At 73.3% G+C, this 19144-nt stretch carries 14 protein-coding genes; 10 read left to right on the forward strand and 4 right to left on the reverse strand.

What is annotated here, in order from left to right; all coding sequences use genetic code 11:
• Positions 1–242: 242 nt before the first annotated feature.
• Positions 243–3029 (reverse strand): phosphoenolpyruvate carboxylase, encoded by a 2787-nt coding sequence (gene ppc, locus ACN28C_RS10285; protein ID WP_422773271.1) that lies wholly within the window; start codon positions 3027–3029, stop codon positions 243–245.
• 471 nt (positions 3030–3500) lie between these two features.
• Here ppc and mfd point away from each other — a divergent pair, with 471 nt between their 5' ends.
• The 4 genes from mfd (at position 3501) to ACN28C_RS10305 (ending at position 10546) form a co-directional block, all read left to right on the forward strand.
• Positions 3501–7142 carry a transcription-repair coupling factor gene (gene mfd / locus ACN28C_RS10290; RefSeq protein WP_422774606.1) on the forward strand — a complete coding sequence of 1214 codons (3642 nt, stop codon included), beginning with the start codon at positions 3501–3503 and terminating at the stop codon, positions 7140–7142.
• Positions 7139–7924: a hypothetical protein gene (locus ACN28C_RS10295; RefSeq protein WP_422773272.1), complete on the forward strand. Its 786-nt coding sequence runs from the start codon at positions 7139–7141 to the stop codon at positions 7922–7924. The genes mfd and ACN28C_RS10295 overlap by 4 nt, the downstream gene beginning before the upstream one ends.
• A gap of 28 nt (positions 7925–7952) precedes the next feature.
• Positions 7953–8987 carry a nucleoside triphosphate pyrophosphohydrolase gene (locus ACN28C_RS10300; protein WP_422773273.1) on the forward strand — a complete coding sequence of 345 codons (1035 nt, stop codon included), beginning with the start codon at positions 7953–7955 and terminating at the stop codon, positions 8985–8987.
• Positions 8988–9187: 200 nt separating this feature from the next.
• A complete protein-coding gene (locus ACN28C_RS10305; protein WP_422773274.1) occupies positions 9188–10546 on the forward strand; it encodes a glycoside hydrolase family 6 protein in 1359 nt (452 codons plus the stop codon).
• Between the two features lie 18 nt (positions 10547–10564).
• Here ACN28C_RS10305 and ACN28C_RS10310 read toward each other — a convergent pair whose 3' ends face one another.
• Together ACN28C_RS10310 and ACN28C_RS10315 are read right to left on the reverse strand one after the other, a co-directional pair.
• On the reverse strand, positions 10565–11428 hold the full coding sequence (locus tag ACN28C_RS10310; RefSeq protein ID WP_422774607.1) for a cytochrome c biogenesis CcdA family protein: 864 nt from the start codon (positions 11426–11428) through the stop codon (positions 10565–10567).
• An 8-nt stretch (positions 11429–11436) separates the two neighbouring features.
• Complete coding sequence (locus ACN28C_RS10315; RefSeq protein WP_422773275.1) at positions 11437–12018, reverse strand: redoxin domain-containing protein; 582 nt, start codon at positions 12016–12018, stop codon at positions 11437–11439.
• A gap of 162 nt (positions 12019–12180) precedes the next feature.
• On the opposite strand from ACN28C_RS10315, the gene ACN28C_RS10320 reads away from it, so the two are divergent.
• The gene (locus ACN28C_RS10320) at positions 12181–13806 is read left to right on the forward strand and encodes a DUF885 domain-containing protein (RefSeq protein ID WP_422773276.1); all 1626 of its coding nucleotides are present in this window, start codon (positions 12181–12183) and stop codon (positions 13804–13806) included.
• 45 nt (positions 13807–13851) lie between these two features.
• Here the strand turns inward: ACN28C_RS10320 and ACN28C_RS10325 are convergent, their stop codons facing one another.
• Positions 13852–14568, reverse strand: a complete 717-nt coding sequence (locus tag ACN28C_RS10325; protein ID WP_422773277.1) for a hypothetical protein — start codon at positions 14566–14568, stop codon at positions 13852–13854.
• Between the two features lie 234 nt (positions 14569–14802).
• On the opposite strand from ACN28C_RS10325, the gene eno reads away from it, so the two are divergent.
• From eno to ACN28C_RS10350, 5 genes are all read left to right on the forward strand, one after another.
• A complete protein-coding gene (gene eno / locus ACN28C_RS10330; protein WP_422773278.1) occupies positions 14803–16086 on the forward strand; it encodes a phosphopyruvate hydratase in 1284 nt (427 codons plus the stop codon).
• A 67-nt stretch (positions 16087–16153) separates the two neighbouring features.
• A complete protein-coding gene (locus ACN28C_RS10335) occupies positions 16154–16852 on the forward strand; it encodes an FtsB family cell division protein (RefSeq protein WP_422773279.1) in 699 nt (232 codons plus the stop codon).
• A 71-nt stretch (positions 16853–16923) separates the two neighbouring features.
• On the forward strand, positions 16924–17451 hold the full coding sequence (locus tag ACN28C_RS10340) for a DUF501 domain-containing protein (RefSeq protein ID WP_422774608.1): 528 nt from the start codon (positions 16924–16926) through the stop codon (positions 17449–17451).
• Complete coding sequence (locus ACN28C_RS10345; protein WP_422773280.1) at positions 17448–17978, forward strand: amino-acid N-acetyltransferase; 531 nt, start codon at positions 17448–17450, stop codon at positions 17976–17978. The genes ACN28C_RS10340 and ACN28C_RS10345 overlap by 4 nt, the downstream gene beginning before the upstream one ends.
• Positions 17979–18117: 139 nt before the next feature.
• Positions 18118–19086, forward strand: a complete 969-nt coding sequence (locus ACN28C_RS10350) for an exopolyphosphatase (protein ID WP_422774609.1) — start codon at positions 18118–18120, stop codon at positions 19084–19086.
• The last annotated feature ends 58 nt before the right edge of the window (positions 19087–19144 follow it).

A 19144-nucleotide genomic window follows, 5' to 3' on the forward strand; every position in this document is an offset into this window, starting at 1 on the left:
CCAGCAGCAGCGTTCAGACGGTAATTTTCGCTACCCGAGACACTGCCGTAAATTTTCGACATGACAGATGTCGATGTCAAGACCGGATCCGGCGGTCGACCCACCGTCGGTCGGGTGCGCCTCCTAGCCTGGTCCGGTGCGAGCCATCCTGATCTCCGGGGTGCCGGGTGCGGGAATCGGACCACCATGCCCCGGGTCGGGCTCTGGCTGGGGCTAAAACCCGCTTGTCCGGCCCGGCTGGATCAGCCGGTGTTGCGCATCCCGGCGGCGATGCCGTTGACCGTGGTGAGCAGCGCCCGTTCCAGTGCGGTGCCGTCGCCGGGGGCGCGCCGACCGCCGGGTGCGGTGGCCACGGCCCGGCCGGCGGCACCCGAGTCCCGGTACTGCCGCAACAGCGCCACCTGAAGGTGGTGCAGCGGCTCCAGGTAGGTGTCCCGGACGGCGAGGGTGCGTTGCAGCACCGGGGAGTTCTCCAGCAGGGCGGGGGAGGAGGTGATGGCCAGCACCTCCTGCTTGGTCAGCTCGTACTCCGCCTCGATCAGGTGGAAGATCGGGTGCAGCGGCTCGGGGACCAGGGTCTCGACGTACCGCCGGGCGATGGTCAGGTCGGTCTTGGTCAGCATCATCTCGACGTTCGACAGGAACGTGCCGAAGAAGTGCCAGGCCCGGTGCATCTCGGCCAGGACGTCGCCCATCCCGGCCTCGCGGGCGGCGGCCAGCCCCGTGCCGACGCCGAACCAGCCCGGCACGATCTGTCGGGTCTGGGTCCAGCCGAAGACCCACGGGATGGCGCGCAGCCCGGACAGTCCGGCCCCGGTGTTCGGGCGCTTCGCGGGCCGGGAGCCGATGTTGAGCGCGCCGAGCAGCTCGGTGGGGGTGGAGGCCCAGAAGTACGCCGGCAGGTCCGGGTTCTCCACGAGCGACCGGTAGCGCCGGTAGGCGGCGCCGGAGACCACGTCCATCGTGGCGTCCCAGCGGTCCAGCGCCTCGGCGGGCTGCCGGGGAGTGGTGTGCAGCAGGGTGCTCTGCAGCACGGCCGCCAGGGTCAGCTCCAGGTTTTCCCGGGCCAGCGAGGGCAGGGTGTACTTGTCGGAGATGACCTCGCCCTGCTCGGTGACCTTGATCTCGCCGTCCAGCGTGCCGTAGGGCTGGGCGAGGATCGCCTCGTGGGTCGGGCCGCCGCCCCGACCGACCGTACCGCCCCGGCCGTGGAAGAGCCGCAGCCGTACGTTGTGCCGGGCGGCCACGTCCCGCAACGCGCGCTGGGCCCGGTGGATGGCCCACTGCGAGGTGGTGATCCCGGCCTCCTTGTTGGAGTCGGAGTAGCCGAGCATCACCTCCTGGACGTCGCCCCGGGCCGCCACGATCGCCCGGTACGCCGGCAGCGACAGCATCTCGTCGAGGAGTTCGCCCCCGGCGTCCAGTTCGGCGGGGGTCTCCAGCAGCGGCACGAAGCCGATCCGGGCCCGGCCGGTGTGCACGTCGATCAGCCCGGCCTCCCGGGCCAGCACCACCGCCGCCAGTACGTCGTCGACGCCGAGCGTCATCGAGATGATGTACGACTCGATCACCTCGACCCCGAACCGCTCCTGCACCTCGCGGATGGCGCCGAAGACGTCGAAGGTCTTGCGGGCCGCCTCGGTCAGCGGGGTGTCCATCGTGGAGAGAGGGCGGCGGCCGGTCAGCTCCTCGGCGAGCAGCTTCGTCCGCTCGGTCCGGCTCAGCGCCGGATAGTCCGGCACCTCGCCGACCTGGGTGTAGAACTGCGCCAGGACGACGTGGTGCGCCTCGGCGTGCTCCCGGATGTCCATCGTCGCCAGGTGCGGCCCGAACGCGGCGACGGTGCGGATCGCCGAGGCGAGCCGGCCGACGGCGGTGAGCTGGCCGGAGTTGCGGGCCAGCGAGGCGCGCATCAGCTCCAGGTCGGCCAGTAGGTCGGCGGAGCCCCGGTAGTCCCGGCCGGGCACGTGCGGGGTGCCCTGGTTGAGCCGGCGCCGGGTGTTGGCGAGCTTGGCCCGGACGCACCGCGCCTTGAGCCGGTACGGCTCCTCGGCGTTGACCCGGCGGAATCTGGCGGCGACCTCGGGGAGTGCGTCCAGGTCCTTGGCGAGGCTCGCGGAGAGATCGAGAGAGACTCCGCGCAGCCGGCGGGAGACCGAGATCTCGTTGATCAGCTCCTCCATCGCCGCCTCGGTCGCCTGGATGCCGTGCTCGTGCTGGATCAGCAGCACGTCCCGGGTGACCTGGGGGGTGACGAAGGGGTTGCCGTCCCGGTCGCCGCCGATCCAGGTGCCGAAGGTCAGCGGCCGGGCGGTCGGCGCGGTCTCCACGCCCAGCCCGCGCAGCGTGTCGGCGAGGTCGTCGAGGACCTGCGGGGCGGCCTCGGCGTAGAGGTCACGCAGGTAGTAGATGGCGTTGCGGGCCTCGTCGGTCGGGTCGGGGCGGTCGAGCCGTAGCTCGTCGGTCTGCCAGAGCAGGTCGAGCAGCTCGGCGAGGCGCCGGCTCGCCGGGCCCTCGTCGCTGGCCCCGTAGAGGATCGCGGCGGCCGCCTCGGCGTCGAGTTCGTCGGCGACGGCACGCAGCTTCGACAGGATCGACCGGCGCGCCGCCTCGGTCGGGTGGGCGGTGAAGACCGGCCGGACGGAGAGCCGGCGGGCGACCGAGGCGATCTCCTCGGGTGGCACGCCGCGCTCCCGGATCAGCTGGGCGGCCTGGTCGAGCCAGCCGCCGTGGGTTGCCCGCTGCCGGCGCAGGTCGCGGGAGCGGTGCACCTGCTCGGTGATGTTGGCGAGGTGGAAGTAGGTGGAGAAGGCCCGGGCCAACTTGGTGCCGGTGGTCACGTCCATCGCACCGAGCCGTTGGGCGGCGGCCTCCGCGTCGTGCCGGACCAGCGCACGGATCTCCTCGACGAGGTCGAGGAGGGGTCGGCCCTCCTGGCGGGCGAGGGTCTGGCCGAGGAGCTTGCCGAGTCGCCGGATGTCGGCCCGCAGGGCGGCGTCGGGCCCGTCGTGATCATGCTGGTCGGTCACCGTGCGCTCCTTGGTCGAGTACGGAGGACAGCGTTGTCCGACAAGTGGATGTTATCGGCGGGCGGTCCCGGAACGCCAACGAGAGTCGTGCCGTCCCGCCCTGCCGTGGCTACTGGTAGAGCGTATCCAGTGCCGGCAAAACGTGCGTTATGTCGACCTTCGACGGGTCGGGCGATGCTCCGTTACCTTGCTCACGCCCCGGAGCCCTTCCCGACCCCGGACCGCTCACCGCCCGGCGGGGCGCACGTGCCGGCGGGGCGGGATGGCGGGGCGGGGTGGCGGGTCGACGGTGGTCCGGAGCCTGTCGGGCTCAGGGGATAGGCTTGAGCGCGGTGCCGAGAGGGCCCCTTCCGACAGCGACGGCGCACCGGCGACGGCGCGCGGAAGTCCTTCCCGCACTCCACCCCCGACCCCCGTCCGGCACGGACGCGGGGCCGCTTCCGCGTGCCCAGGCTCGAAGGTGTGATCAGTGTGCTTACCGGGTTGTTGACTGCGGCGCTGCGCGACCCCGCGCTGGCCCGGGCCCGAACGCTTGCCCGCACCGGCGGCGCGGAGGCCGACGGGCTGGACCTGACCGCCCCGCCCGCGCTGCGGCCGTTCCTGGTGGCCGCCGTGGCGGCCGGCGAGGAGGCGGGCGGCGCCGGGCGGCCGGTGCTGGCCGTCACCGCCACCACCCGGGAGGCCGACGACCTGGCCGCCGCGCTGGGCAGCCTGCTGCCACCGGAGCAGGTGGTGGTCTATCCGGCCTGGGAGACCCTGCCGCACGAGCGGCTCTCGCCCCGCTCCGACACGGTCGGCCGGCGGCTCGGCGTGCTGCGCCGGCTGGCCCATCCCGACCTCGCCGAGCACGCCGGCCCGCTCCGGGTGGTCGTCGCACCGGTCCGGTCGGTGTTGCAGCCGCAGCTCAGGGGGCTCGGCGACCTGGAGCCGGTCCGGCTCGCCGCCGGTGCCGAGGCGGGGCTGGAGGAGACCGCCCGCCGCCTCACCGACCTGGCGTACGCCCGGGTGGACCTGGTCACCAAGCGCGGGGAGTACGCCGTCCGGGGCGGCATCCTGGACGTCTTCCCGCCCACCGACGAGCATCCGTCCCGCGTCGAGTTCTGGGGCGACGAGGTGGAGGAGATCCGCACCTTCGCCGTCGCCGACCAGCGGACCATCGAGGCGGTGCCGGCGCTCTGGGCACCACCCTGCCGGGAGTTGCTGCTCACCGACACGGTCCGGCGGCGCGCGGCCGAGTTGGCCGAGGAGCACCCGGAGCTGGCCGAGATCCTGGACAGGCTCGCCGAGGGGATCCCGGTCGAGGGGATGGAGTCGCTCGCCCCGGCCCTGATCGGCGCGGACTCGCTCGAGCTCCTGCTGCACTGCCTGCCGGCCGGCAGCCACGTGCTGCTCTGCGACCCGGAGCGGATCCGGACCCGGGCGCACGACCTGGTGCGTACCTCGGCGGAGTTCCTGGAGGCGAGTTGGGCCGCGGCCGCCGTCGGTGGCCAGGCCCCGGTCGACCTCGGCGCCGCCGCCTTCAAGACCCTGGCGGAGGTACGCGCCACCGCCGCCGCCCTCGGCCAGCCCTGGTGGTCGGCGTCGCCGTTCGGGCTGGTCGAGGCCGCCCCCGGGCCGGCGGCCACGCCCGAGCCGTGGGCGGTGGAGCCGGAAGCCGAGGTGACCGTGGTGCCGGACGCCGGTGAGTCGCTGGCGATGCACGCCCAGCCGGTGCCGCTCTACCACGGCGAGACGGCCCGGGTCGTCGACGACCTGAAGCGCTGGGTGGGCGACGGCTGGGCAGTGGCGCTGGTCTTCGAGGGGCACGGCCCGGCGCAGCGCGCCGTCGAGGTGCTCCGGGACGCCGGGCTCGGCGCGGCGCTGACCGAGACCGTGCCGGCACCGCCGGGTGCCGGCGAGCTGGTCGTGACCTGCGGCTCGCTCAACCACGGCTTCCTGGACACCGCCTCCCGGATCGCGGTGATCACCGGCAACGACATCACCGGCGGCCGGGGTGCGTCGACCCGGGACATGCGGAAGATGCCGAGCCGGCGGCGCAACACCATCGACCCGCTGGAGCTGCGAGCCGGCGACCACGTCGTGCACGAGCAGCACGGCATCGGCCGCTACGTCGAGCTGGTCCAGCGCACCGTCAACGGCGCCGACCGGGAATACCTGGTCATCGAGTACGCGGCCAGCAAGCGCGGCCAGCCCGGCGACCGGCTCTTCGTCCCGACCGACCAGCTCGACCAGCTCTCCCGCTATGTCGGCGGCGAGACCCCGGCGCTGCACAAGATGGGCGGCGCCGAGTGGCAGAAGGCCAAGGCGCGGGCCCGCAAGGCGGTACGCGAGATCGCCGCCCAACTCGTCCAGCTCTACGCCGCCCGGAAGGCGTCCAAGGGGCACGCGTTCGCCCCGGACACCCCGTGGCAGCGGGAGTTGGAGGACGCCTTCCCCTACACCGAGACGCCGGACCAGCTCGCGGCGATCGAGGAGGTCAAGCGGGACATGGAGCAGTCGATCCCGATGGACCGGCTGATCTGTGGCGACGTCGGCTACGGCAAGACCGAGATCGCGGTCCGGGCCGCCTTCAAGGCGGTGCAGGACGGTCGGCAGGTGGCGGTGCTGGTGCCGACGACGCTGCTGGCGCAGCAGCACTACAACACCTTCGCGGAGCGGATGGGGCAGTTCCCGGTCAGCATCAGGCAGCTCTCCCGGTTCCAGACCCCGAAGGAGGCCGAGGCGACCCTGGCCGCCGTCGCCGACGGCAGCGCCGACATCGTGATCGGCACCCACCGGCTGCTCCAGGCGGCGACCCGGTTCAAGTCGCTCGGCATGGTGGTGGTGGACGAGGAGCAGCGCTTCGGGGTGGAGCACAAGGAGCACCTCAAGCAGCTCCGGACCGCCGTGGACGTGCTGACCATGTCGGCGACGCCGATCCCCCGGACCCTGGAGATGGCGATCACCGGCATCCGGGAGATGTCGACGATCGCCACCCCGCCGGAGGAGCGGCACCCGGTGTTGACCTTCGTCGGGGCGTACGACGACCGGCAGGTCGCCGCCGCGATCCACCGCGAGCTGCTCCGCGACGGCCAGGTCTTCTACCTGCACAACCGGGTCGAGTCGATCGACCGGGCGGCCCGGCGCATCCGCGAACTGGTGCCGGAGGCCCGGGTCGCCGTCGCGCACGGCCAGATGGGCGAGGACGCCCTGGAGAAGGTCATGGTCGGCTTCTGGGAGAAGGAGTACGACGTCCTGGTCTGCACCACGATCGTCGAGTCCGGCATCGACATCCCGAACGCCAACACGCTGATCGTGGAGCGGGCCGACCTGCTCGGGCTGGCCCAGCTGCACCAGATCCGCGGCCGGGTCGGCCGGGGCCGGGAGCGGGCGTACGCCTACTTCCTCTACCCGCCGGAGAAGCCGCTGACCGAGCACGCCCACGAGCGGCTGGCCACCATCGCCCAGCACACCGAGCTGGGCGCCGGGATGTACGTGGCAATGAAGGATCTGGAGATCCGGGGCGCCGGCAACCTGCTCGGCGGCGAGCAGTCCGGGCACATCGAGGGGGTCGGTTTCGACCTCTACGTCCGGATGGTCGGCGAGGCGGTGCAGGCGTTCAAGGGCGAGCGGCCGGAGGAGGAGGTCGACATCAAGATCGATCTGCCGGTCGACGCGCACCTGCCGCACGACTACATCGGGGTCGAGCGGCTGCGCCTGGAGATGTACCGCAAGCTCGCCGAGGCCCGGGACGCCGACCGGCTGGCCGAGGTGGTCGCCGAGATGACCGACCGCTACGGCGAGCCGCCCGAGCAGGTCGGCAACCTGGTGGCGGTGGCCCGGTTCCGGCTGCTGGCCCGCGCGTACGGGCTGACCGACGTCTCCGCCCAGGGCCGCCACCTGCGGTTCTCTCCGCTGCCGCTGCCGGACTCGAAGCAGCTCCGGCTCAAGCGCTACCACCCGGACGCGGTCTACAAGTCCGCGACCGACCAGGTGAGCGTGCCCCGCCCGACCACCCGGCGGATCGGCGGCGAGCCACTGCGCGACCAGGCACTGCTGGACTGGTGCGCCCAGCTCCTCCGCGACGTGCTCGGCGAACCCGCGACGGCGGCGAGGGCGGAGCCGGCGAGGTGAGCGCGGCCGGCGGGTCCGACCCCGTGCCGGAGGTGGCCGGGCTGCGTGAGAGAGTGTCGAGCATGCAGCGTGCCCGTCGTCTGGCGTCGATCGCGGTCATTGCCGTTCTCGGCGCCACCGCCCTCTCCGCCTGCCGGTCCGACTCCAGCGTCGCCGTCTACCTCGGTGACAAGAAGATCACCGAGGACGAGGTGACCGCCGTCCTCGACGACGTCCGGGACAGGGTGCCGCAGGGCGGTGACGAGGCCGGCGCCACGCCCGCGCCGGGCGCGCCCGAGGTGAAGGCGCCGACCCGCACCGAGGTCGTCACCACGCTGACGATGCGGGAGGTCTGCCTGGAGCTCGCCGCCGACAAGGGCTTCACCCCGTCGGAGCAGGCCCCGATCGAGCAGGTGGCGCAGGCGACCGGCCTGCCGGCGGACTCCCGCTACGTGCGGCTCTTCTCCGAGCTGGACGCCTGCCGGGCCGGCATCCCGGTGACCCAGCCGGTCGCGCCGACCCAGGAGGAGCTGATGGACGTGGTGGCCCGGGGGCGGGTCGCCGGGGTGATCCCGCCGGACGCGAAGGACGGCGAGGCCGGCCAGCAGCTCGACGGCGACGTGCTGCGCCGGGCGCTGGCCATGCGCAACACCCTGCACGAGGCGCTGGAGGGCTACGACGTCACCGTCAACCCCCGGTACCGTCCGCTGGAATACCCGGTGCTGACCTTCTCGGACAGCAGTCCGGCGCTGGTCGTCCCGATCGGGCAGAGCGGTCCCGACACCGTGATCGACGCCCGCTGAGCGCGCCCGACCCGTCGCCCGCGCCACGATGACTCCGCCACCGGCGTCCACCGACCTGCCGACGGCCGGTGTGCCGTCCGGCCCCGCCGGTCGGATCGTGCTGCTGGTCACCTCGCCCCGGCTGCCGGCCGGGCTGCTGACGGCGGCGGCCTGGGACGCCGTACGCGCCCATCCGGTACTGGCCGGCGCCGAGAGCGAGGTCTGCACGGCGGTACGCGCGGCGGGCGCCAAGGTCACCGTCACGGAGACCCCGGTGCCGGACCTGCTGGCCACGGTCGCCGCGTACGGTGTGGCGGTCTGGCTGGCCGGCCCGGCCGGCGACGAGGAGCTCGCCCGCGATCTGGGGCTGCGGCTGGCCCGCGAGCCGGGGCTCGCCGAGCTGGAGTTGATGTACGGCTCCTGGGACCCGCCCGGCGCCCGGCTCCTCGACGCGGTGGCGGTGATGGACCGGCTCGCCTCGCCCGGTGGCGACCCGTGGAAGCGGGCACAGACACACGCCACCCTGGCCCGCTATCTGCTGGAGGAGTGCTACGAGGCGTACGACGCGATCGTCGCCGACGACCTCGGCGCGCTCCGCGAGGAGCTGGGTGACGTGCTGTTGCAGGTGGTGCTGCACGCCCGGCTGGCCGAGAACCTGCCCGAGGGCGAGCGCTGGTCGATCGACGACGTGGCCGGCGGCCTGGTGGCGAAGATGGTCCGGCGCAACCCGCACGTCTTCGCCGGCACCGAGGTCGGCGGCCTCGACGAGATCACCGAGAACTGGGAGCGGATCAAGCGGACCGAGAAGCCCCTGACCTCGGTGCTGGACGGCGTCGCGCTCTCCCAGCCGGCGCTGGCGCTGGCGGCGAAGGTGCTGCACCGGGTGGAGCGGGCCGGGCTCGACCTGCCGCCGCCGTCCGCCGCCGGGCCGGACGAGACGGCCCGGCTCGGCGCCGGCCTGCTGGAGACGGTGGCCCGGGCCCGGGCGGCCGGGCTGGACGCGGAGGCGGCACTGCGCCGGGCGACCCTGGACTACGCGGCCTCGGTCCGCGCCGCCGAACCGGACTCCCTTCCGCCGTCCTGACTCCGGCCCTCGCCGTCCTGACTCCGGCCCCCGCCGTCCTGACTCCGGGGCCGTGCCCTGGCGGAGTATGTGCGAACGATGCCGTGGATGGCATTATGAATTGAAATACTTGAATGGCTATCTTCGGGCGGGCGGCCCGGCGGGCGAGCGCGACCGGCCTGCCGTATCCCGTCCCGACCCGGTACCGAGGAGCCAGCGTCATGACCATGCCCCGTTCCGGACGCGTGCCCGGCCGTCGCCGCACGGCCCTCGCCGCCCTCGCCGTGCCCGTACTGCTGGCCGGGACGCTCGGCAGCGCCGGGCCGGCCGGCGCCGCCGATCCGCCGCACCGGGTGGCCAATCCGTACGCCGGGGCCAGGGTGTACGTGAATCCCGAGTGGTCCGCCCGGGCCGCCGCCGAACCGGGGGGCGACGCGATCGCCGACCAGCCCACCGCCGTCTGGTTGGATCGGATCGCCGCTGTCGGGGGAACGGACGGGGCGATGGGCCTGCGCGACCATCTGGGCGCCGCCGTGGCGCAGCAGGCCGACGTCGTGCAGTTGACCCTCTACAACCTGCCGGCCCGCGACTGCGGCCGGCCGACCCCACAGGGCGAGCTCTCGATCGACGAACTCGACCGGTACCGGACGGAGTTCGTCGACCCGATCGTCGAGCTCCTCGCCGCTTTCCGCCACACCGGCCTGCGGATCGTCACCATCGTCGAGCCGAACTCGCTGCCCAACCTGGTCGTCAACACGAGCCCTCGGCACACCGCCACCTTTCTCTGCGACAGGGTGCTGGCCCGGGGCGTCTACCTGGACGGGATCGGGTACGCCCTGGCCCGGCTCGGCGCCCTGCCGAACGTCTACCCGTACCTGGACATCAGCCACCACGGGGAACTCGGCTGGCCGGACGACTCCGGCCCGATGACGGAACTGCTGCGCCGGGCCGCGACCGCCGCGGGCGGCACGACGGCGGACGTGCACGGCTTCGTCGCCAACACCGCCAACTACTCGCCGCTGCACGAGGCGTACCTCCGGGCCGACGACGTCGTCAACGGCCAGCCGGTGTACCAGTCGAGGTGGGTCGACTGGAACCCGTTCGTCGACGAGGTGCCGTACGCGCGACACATGCGGGATCTGCTGGCCGGGGTGGGCTTCTCCCCGCGGTCGAGTCTGCTCGTCGACACCTCGCGCAACGGTTGGGGCGGCCCGACCCGGCCCACCGGTCCGGCGGCCACCGGTGAGCTGAACTCGTACGTCGACGCCAGCCGGATCGACCGGCGGGCACACATCACGAACTGGTGCAACCAGGCGGGTTCCGGCCTCGGCGAGCGACCGGCCGCCGACCCGGAGCCCGGCATCGACGCGTACGTCTGGGTGAAGCCACCCGGTGAATCCGACGGGACCGGTAACCGCTCGGGTGCGGGCCAGCGGTACGAGCCGATGTGCGACCACTCCTACAACCCGCCGGGCGCCGCCCTCCGGATAACCGGGGCACTGCCGGACGCTCCGCCGTTCAGGGAGTGGTTCCCGGCGCATCTCCGGCAGTTGCTGGCCTATGCCTGGCCGCCGCTCTGACAGGCGGTCGGGGACGGCTCAGCTCCGCCGCCGCACCCTGCGCCGGAGCCGCAGCGTCGCCCCCGCGCTCGTGCCGGCGAGTAGCAGAACGGCGAAGATGAGCGCGAGCGGGCCGGGGCCGAGCCCGTCCACCCAGCCGGCGATCGTGGCCTGGACGGTGGCAGCGGTCTCAACCACCGGGTCCGCGTCGGCGCCGCCCCCGAAAACCCGGATCTCGTACCAGCCGTACCAGGCGACGTAGCCGCCGGCCAGCACCAGCAGCCCACCGGCGACCCGCCCGACGACCGGCGCCGCCCGGCGCAGGGCACGGACCAGGGAGACCTTGGCCAGGGCCACCGCCAGGGCGGCCAGCCCGACCACCAGGGCCATGCCGGCGGCGTACGCGAGGAAGAGCCCGACCCCGGCCGGGACCGAGTCGGTGCGGAAGCCCGCCACCACCACGGCGAGGAACGGGCCGATGGTGCAGCCCAGCGATGCGACCGCGTAGGAGGCCCCGAAGAGTGCCATCGAGCCGAACCGACGGGTCAGCTCCGGGGAGGCGCCGACCTTCGGGACGGCGCCGGGCAGCTCGCGGCCGGCCAGCAGCCAGGCGCCGAGCCCGACCAGGACCAGGCCGATCACGATGCCCACCCAGGGCAGGTGCCGGGCGAGCAGGTCGGCGGCGGGCGCGGCGAGCAGACCGAACGCCCCGAATACCGCGACGAAACCGGTCGTCATCGCCAGGGTCGACCAGAGCGCCCGGCCGACCGCCCGGGACCGTCCGGCGTCACCGTCGGCGAGCACCAGGAACGACAGGTACGCGGGGAGCAGTGCGAACCCGCACGGGTTGAGCGCGGCCAGCAGCCCGGCGGCGAGCGCCAGGGCGTACGGGGCGTCGAGCACCGGTACCGTCACCCGACCAGTGCGGTGACCCGCTCGCGCAGCGCGTTCGGCGTCAGCCCTCCGCTGTGCACGACCGTGCCGGTGGCGTCGAGCAGCACGTAGTACTCCTGGCTGGTGACGCCAAACCGCCGCCACACCCGGCCCTCGTCGTCGGCGAGGTTGACGAAGCCGCCGATGCCCTGGCCGCTGACGAACTCGCGCATCGCGCCGTCGCCGCTCTTCAGTCCGGCGACCCCGACCACGTGCACCCGGTCGGAAAAGCTCCGGTGCGTCTCGGCGACGTCGTCGGCGGCGGCCCGGCAGCGGGTGCACCACGCGGCCCAGAACCAGAGCACGACCGGCCGGCCGTGCAGCGCGGCGGCGTCGAACGGCTCGCCGTCCACGGTGGTGGCGGTGAACCGCAGCGTTTCCGGCACCGCCCCGCCGCTCGGCGGCCCGGTCTCGCCGGCCGCTGCCGGGGCGGAACCCGGCGACACGGCCGGGGGCGGCCCGCCGTCCGTGCCGCCCGGTGTGTCCGGCTCCGTCGCGCAGCCCGCCAGGGCGAGCGCGGCGGCGGCGACAAGTGCTCCCGCTCGACCTCTCCGTGCCATCCGACCCCTCCACGTACTCCCGTCAGGTGGAGGCCAATCTATCGACAGTGGGCCCGGGAGAACCCTTACCGGCTGATTACGTCGGTGCCGGCGGGACCATCCGACGGTCCAATACCGCGCCCCGTCGGGCAGGGCCGCTCCGGCCCGTCTAGGTTGGCCTCCATGCCACCATTCGTGCCGCTTGCCGAGCGAATCGTCGACGCACTCCTGGCCAGCGACCCCGAGCTGGCCTCGTCGGTCGGCGAACACGGCGTCGACGACCGATTGCCGGACCGCTCCGTGGACGCCGTGGCGGGGCGGGTGGCGATGTTGCGGGACGCCGCCCACGCGCTCTCCGAGGTGGACGCCGAGGAGCTGCCGGTGCCGGAGCGGGTCGACCACGCCGTGCTCACCGCCCTGGTCGACCGGGGCATCTTCGAGCTGGCCGAGGTGCGGGCGCACGAGTGGAACCCCCTGGTGCACAACCCCGGCCCGCTGCTGCACGCGCTGCTCGCCCGGCCGTTCGCCCCGGCCGACGTACGGCTGACCAGCCTCGCCGGGCGGCTGGCCGCCGTACCGGACGCGCTGGCGACCGCCCGGGCGGTGCTGCGCGACGTGCCCCGGATTCACGCCGAGACGGCCGTCGGGCAGTTCGAGGGGGCGGCGGCCCTGGTCCGGGACCAGGTGCCGGCCCTGCTCGCCGAGGCACCCGGCCTGGCCGGGACGGTCGAGCCGGTAGCCCGGGCGGCGGTACGCGAGCTGACCGGTTTCGCCGACCGGCTCCGCGCCGGCCTGCGGGACGATCCCGGACCAGGCCGGGATCCCCGGCTCGGACGGCGGCTCTGGGAGGCCCGGCTCTGGCACACCCTCGACACCGAGCTCGGCGCCCGGCAGGTGCTCGACTCGGCCTGGGCGAACCTGGAGCGGGTCACCGAGGAGATCCGGGCGGCGGCGGTGGAACTGGTCGGCGGCGCGCCCTCGGACGAGGCGGTACGCCAGGCGCTCTCCCTGCTCGCCGACGAGCACCCCGACAACGCCTCGGTGGTGCGGCTGGCCCGGGCGACCCTGGACGAGATCCTCGACTTCGTCGCCGACGCCGAGCTGGTGTCGCTGGTCGACGACGACTGCGTGATCAGGGAGATGCCGGAGCACGACCGGGGGGTGGCCGTCGCCTACTGCGACGCGCCGGGGCCGCTGGAGACCGCCGCGGTGCCGACGTACTACTGCATCGCGCCCACCCCGGCCGACTGGTCGGCGGCCCGGGTGGAGTCGTTCTTCCGCGAGTACAACGAGCACATGATCCGCAACCTGACGGTGCACGAGGCGGTGCCGGGCCACTTCCTCCAGTTGGCGCACGCCCGGCGCTACCGGGGCAGCAGCCGGGCCCGCGCGCTCGGCCACTCCGGGCCGTTCGTCGAGGGCTGGGCGGTCTACGCCGAGGAGGCCATGGTCGAGCGGGGGTACGGCGGCCTGGCGGTCCGGTTGCAGCAGCTCAAGATGCAGCTCCGGATGACCATCAACGCGATCCTCGACCAGTTGGTGCACTGCGAGGAGCTGACCGAGTCCGACGGGCTCGCGCTGATGACCGGGCGGGGCTTCCAGGAGGAGGGCGAGGCGGCCGGGAAGTGGCGCCGGGCACTGCTCACCTCGACGCAGCTCTCCACCTATTTCGTCGGCTACCACCAGGTGGCCGGGATCGCCGCGCGCCGGCCGGACGGGGTGCCGGTGCGGCAGTGGCACGACGCGATGCTCGCGCACGGCTCCCCGGCGCCGCGCCACCTGCCCGCCCTGCTCGGCCTCGACGGGTAACGGCGCGGCGTGGGCCCACCCGGCCGGGTGCGGCCCCCACCCGCGTCACTCCGGCGAGGGGCTCGGTGTGCCGCGTCGGTCGATCAGCCCGGCGCCGGGCGGCAGGTCGAAGGCGCTCTTCTCCACGGCGTCGCGGTAGCGGCTCAGCGCCACCTCGATCTCGGTGCCGTCGACCGTACCGGTGAAGCTGCCCAACGCGCCCTCGCTGGTGATGCAGGCGTCGAAGCCGGCGGCGGGCGCGTCGCTGAGCTGGCCGACCTCCACGCAGGTGGCGTGCCGCCCGGCGACGGTGGTGTCGTACTGCCTGATCGCCGCATCCGGATCGATCGCGGCGGCGGTGAGCAGGCCGATCACCACGGGCGGCGAGACCAGGCCCCGCCTGTTCATCTCCGTGAAGATCGTCAACGACGGCTTGGCGTTCGTCGCCGGGGGCGGGTCGAGCGTGCAGGTGGGCTTCTTCGCGCGGGTGTCGCAGGCCGTGGTCGCGTCGGCGGTGACGGTCAGCTTGCCGCCGGGATAGGTGTACGCCGCGCGCAGCGGATCCTGGGACTGCGAGATCGAGGCGCTCCGGCCGCCGGGGAGCTGGTAGTCGGCCGAGTAGGTGAGCTCGGTGGACTGGTCGAGCCGGGCGGCGAGGTCGTTGACCAGGTCGGCGCGGCCGATCACCCGGCCGGCGTCGTCCAGGGTCTGGCACCCGGAAACCGTCAGTACGGAAATGATCGCCCCCGCGAGTACCCGGAGTGAGATCGACACAGCCGGCATGGCCCACAGCCTTGTCGATCGGGTCGAGCCCGCGCAAACCGGTTGCCCCGTAGTGTGAAGGATATCCGCAAATGTCACCACTGGAGCGTGGACCGTCACCGGGCCCCGGAGGCAGCGCCCGGAGCGCCGGGGCGGCCCGATAGGCTGCCCTGCGGAGCCTGCGCCGCACCGTCGCGACGGGGACGACCGCCATCGGCTGTCGATGGATAGACTTCGATTCTGAGGAGCAGGACAGTGGCCACCATCGAGGGAATCGTCGCCCGGGAGATTCTCGACTCGCGCGGCAACCCGACCGTCGAGGTCGAGGTCGGCCTCGACGACGGTACGGTCGCCCGCGCCGCCGTGCCGTCCGGCGCGTCCACCGGAGCATTCGAGGCGATCGAGCTGCGCGACGGGGACAAGCAGCGCTACAACGGCAAGGGTGTGGAGAAGGCGGTCGCCAACATCGAGGACCGCATCGTCGACCAACTCGTCGGCTACGAGGCGAGCGAGCAGCGGCTGATCGACCAGAAGATGCTCGACATCGACGGCACCGACGACAAGTCCGAGCTGGGCGCCAACGCCATCCTCGGGGTCTCCCTCGCGGTGGCCAAGGCGGCGGCGAGCAGCGCCGAACTGAGCCTCTTCCGCTACCTGGGCGGGCCGCACGCGCACCTGCTGCCGGTGCCGATGATGAACATCCTCAACGGTGGCGCGCACGCCGACTCCAACGTCGACGTGCAGGAGTTCATGATCGCCCCGATCGGCGCGCCCTCGTTCCGGGAGGCGCTGCGTTCCGGCGCCGAGGTCTACCACGCGCTCAAGTCGGTGCTGAAGAAGAAGGGCCTGGCCACCGGCCTCGGCGACGAGGGCGGCTTCGCACCCGACCTGCCGACCAACTCCACCGCGCTCGACCTGATCGCCGAGGCGGTCGAGAAGGCCGGCTACCGGCTCGGCGCCGACATCGTCTTCGCGCTCGACGTCGCCGCCACCGAGTTCTTCTCCGACGGGGTCTACACCTTCGAGGGCGGCACCAAGACGGCGGACGAGATGACCGCCTACTACCACAAGCTCGCCGACGACTACCCGATCGTCTCCATCGAGGACCCGCTCTCCGAGGACGACTGGTCCGGCTGGGCCGGCCTGACCGCCTCGGTCGGCGACCGGATCCAGATCGTCGGTGACGACCTCTTCGTCACCAACCCGCAGCGGATCGCCCGGGGGATCGCGGAGCGGACCGCCAACGCCGTACTGGTCAAGGTGAACCAGATCGGTTCGCTCACCGAGACCTTCGAGGCGGTCGACATGGCCCACCGGGCCGGCTTCAGGTGCATGATGAGCCACCGCTCCGGCGAGACCGAGGACACCACCATCGCCGACCTGGCGGTCGCCACCGGCTGCGGCCAGATCAAGACCGGCGCACCGGCCCGCTCCGACCGGGTGGCGAAGTACAACCAGCTGCTGCGGATCGAGGAGGAACTGGCCGACGCGGCGCGGTACGCCGGCACCAGCGCCTTCCCGCGCTACCGTTCCAGCTGACGGTCGAGTCCAACTCACGATCAGATACACCTGACGGTCGAGCCTTCGGGGGAGGAGTGCGACGGCGATGACGCAACGCCGTACGCCGAGCGGGCAGGGGCCGGCCAGCCGGCCGGACCGCGCTGGCGGCCGAGCCGGTACGCCCCGGACGGCCCGGACCACCTCCCGGGACGCCGCGTCCCGGACGGAGCCACGGCAGGGCCAGGGCCGGCCGACCGGGTCGACCCGATCGGCCGGCGCCTCCCGGGGCGCGGGTGCCGCCCGCGGCAGCGGCTCCGCCCGGGGCGCCGACGGGACGCGCTCGGGCAGCCGGCCCGCGGCGGCGCGCCGGACCGTCGCCGCCCGGACGGTGAAGCGGACCTACGCCCAGCATCCCCGGCGCTACACAGGTCGGGCGACCGTCCTGGCCGGGGTGCTCGTCGCGCTCGCCCTCGCCTACACCTATCCGGTCCGGATCTATCTCAACCAGCAGTCCGACATCGCCCGGATCGAGGCCGCCCAGCAGGCGCAGCGGGAACACATCGGTGACCTGACCGAGAAGGCCGCACTCTGGGACGACCCGGAATACGTGAAGATCCAGGCCAGGGAGCGCTTCTACATGGTGGTTCCCGGCGAGACGCCGCTGGTGGTGCTCACCGACCACGAGGGCGCCGCCCGGGACGCCGGGATCGACCCGACGGCCGCCGAACGGGCCCCGGAGCCCTGGTACGACACCCTCTGGTCCAGCGTGCAGGCTGCCAACGAGCGGGATCGGGCCGGCCGGTGAGTCGACCGGAGGCGGTCGGCGTACCCGGTGCGGGTCGGCGGGACGCGGATTCGGCGGCGGCCGGCGCACCGGTGCCGGAGCCGGCCACCGACGCCGACCTGGCGGCGGTCGCCGCCCAGCTCGGTCGGACCCCGCGGGGCACCCGGGCCGTCGCACACCGCTGCCCCTGCGGTCGCCCCGACGTGGTGGAGACCACCCCACGGCTCGCCGACGGTACGCCGTTCCCGACGCTCTTCTACCTGACCTGTCCCCGGGCGGTGGCCGGATGCAGCCGGCTGGAGTCGGCCGGGCTGATGCGCCAGATGGCGCAGCGGCTGGCCGACGACCCCGAGCTGGCCGATCGTTACCTGGCGGCGCACCGCGACTATCTGGCCCGGCGGGAGGCGATCGGTCGGGTGCCGGAGATCGAGGGGATCTCGGCCGGTGGCATGCCGGGGCGGGTGAAGTGCCTGCACGTGCACCTCGGGCACGCACTGGCCGCCGGTCCGGGCGTCAACCCGTTCGGCGACGAGGTGCTGGAGCTGCTGGAGCCGTGGTGGGCCGACGGCCCCTGCGTGCAGTCGGTCGGGTCGGCGCGCTCGGCGGAGCCGACCGGATGACGGGGCCCGCCGAGCCGGTGCCGGCGGAGCTGATCATCCGGCGGGCGAGGACCGCCGACGTACGGGGCATCCGGGAGCTGATCGACATGTACAGCTCCGAGCGGCTGCTGCTCAGCAAGGCCACCGTCACGCTCTACGAGGACATCCAGGAGTTCTGGGTCGCGGTCGATCCGTCCCCCGGCACGGTGGTCGGCTGCGGCGCCCTGCACGTGATGTGGGAGGACCTGGCCGAGATCCGCACCGTGGCGGTGCATCCGGCGCACCGCGGCCGCAAGATCGGCCAGCGGATCGTGGCGGAGCTGCTGACCACCGCCCGGGAACTGGGTGTGGCCCGGGTCTTCGTGCTCACCTTCGAGACCCGCTTCTTCGCCACCTTCGGCTTTGTCGAGATCGACGGCGCACCGGTGCCACCGGCGGTCTTCGAGCAACTGCTCCGCTCGTACGACGAGGGCGTCGCCGAATTCCTCGGCCTGGAACGGGTCAAGCCCAACACCCTCGGCAACGTCCGCATGCTGCTACGCCTGTAAGGAAGGGCCCCCGCTTATCGTTTTCTGTAGAAGAAGGGCCCCCTCCTAACACCCCGGGCAGCCGAGGCGCGCGCCCCGGCCCGCCTTCGGGCCGATCGGTAGGCTGGTGGGCGTGACGACGCGAACGGGGCGCGACCGGGTGGCCGCGATCGACTGCGGGACGAACTCGATCCGGCTGCTCGTGGCCGACCTGCCTGATCAATCCGCCGGCCCGGACGCCGGGCTGGTCGACGTGGTCCGCCGGATGGAGATCGTCCGCCTCGGGCAGGATCTCGACCGGACCGGTTGGCTGGCGCCGGAGGCACTGGAGCGGACCCGGCAGGCGCTGATCGGGTACGCGACCAGGATCGAGTCGCTGGGTGTCGCCCGGGTACGCATGTGCGCCACCTCGGCATCGCGGGACGCGCAGAACGCGGGCGAGTTCCGGTCCATGGTGGTGGACACGCTCGGCGTCGAGCCGGAGGTGGTGACCGGTGACGAGGAGGCGCGGCTCTCCTTCACCGGCGCCGTACGCGGGCTCGGTGCCGACGTCGCCGAGCCGTACCTGGTGGTGGACATCGGCGGCGGGTCGACCGAGTTCGTGGTCGGTGGCCGGCCAACCGGTGGCGGTGCGGCGGTGTCGGCGGCGGACGTCGACGCGGCGGTGTCCGTGGACGTCGGCTGCGTCCGCATGAGCGAACGGCACCTGCACGGCGATCCGCCGACGCCGGAGCAGGTGGCGGCGGCCGAGGTGGAGATCATCGCCGTGGTGGACCGGGCGCTCTCGGCGGTGCCGGGGCGGGAGGCCGCGACGCTGATCGGGGTGGCCGGCTCGGTCACCACGGTCGCCGGGATCGCGCTGGGCCTGCCGGAGTACCGCGCCGACCGGATCCACCACGCCCGGCTGTCGTACGCGGAGGTGGCCAAGGTGACCGCCGACCTGCTGGCCCGGTCGGTGGCCGAGCGGCTGACCATCCCGGTGATGCACCCCGGCCGGGCCGACGTGATCGGTGCGGGTGCGCTGATCCTCCGGATCATCATGGAGCGGGCCGGGATGACGTCGGTGATCGCCAGCGAGCACGACATCCTCGACGGCATCGCCTGGAGCCTCGCCCAGACCTCCGGATAGGCATCGAGCCCGACGGCCACGGCCACAGCCACGGCCACAGCCACGGCCACGGCCACGG

The organism is Plantactinospora sp. WMMC1484, from assembly GCF_049315195.1.
Classification (GTDB): domain Bacteria; phylum Actinomycetota; class Actinomycetes; order Mycobacteriales; family Micromonosporaceae; genus Plantactinospora.

Coding starts and splice junctions, on each gene's coding strand:
- ACN28C_RS10315 (WP_422773275.1), bottom strand. CDS start 12,018: ATGGCACGGAGAGGTCGAGCGGGAGCACTTGTCGCCGCCGCCGCGCTC.
- ACN28C_RS10335 (WP_422773279.1), top strand. CDS start 16,154: ATGACGCAACGCCGTACGCCGAGCGGGCAGGGGCCGGCCAGCCGGCCG.
- ACN28C_RS10320 (WP_422773276.1), top strand. CDS start 12,181: ATGCCACCATTCGTGCCGCTTGCCGAGCGAATCGTCGACGCACTCCTG.
- ACN28C_RS10305 (WP_422773274.1), top strand. CDS start 9,188: ATGACCATGCCCCGTTCCGGACGCGTGCCCGGCCGTCGCCGCACGGCC.
- ACN28C_RS10345 (WP_422773280.1), top strand. CDS start 17,448: ATGACGGGGCCCGCCGAGCCGGTGCCGGCGGAGCTGATCATCCGGCGG.
- ACN28C_RS10300 (WP_422773273.1), top strand. CDS start 7,953: ATGACTCCGCCACCGGCGTCCACCGACCTGCCGACGGCCGGTGTGCCG.
- ACN28C_RS10325 (WP_422773277.1), bottom strand. CDS start 14,568: ATGCCGGCTGTGTCGATCTCACTCCGGGTACTCGCGGGGGCGATCATT.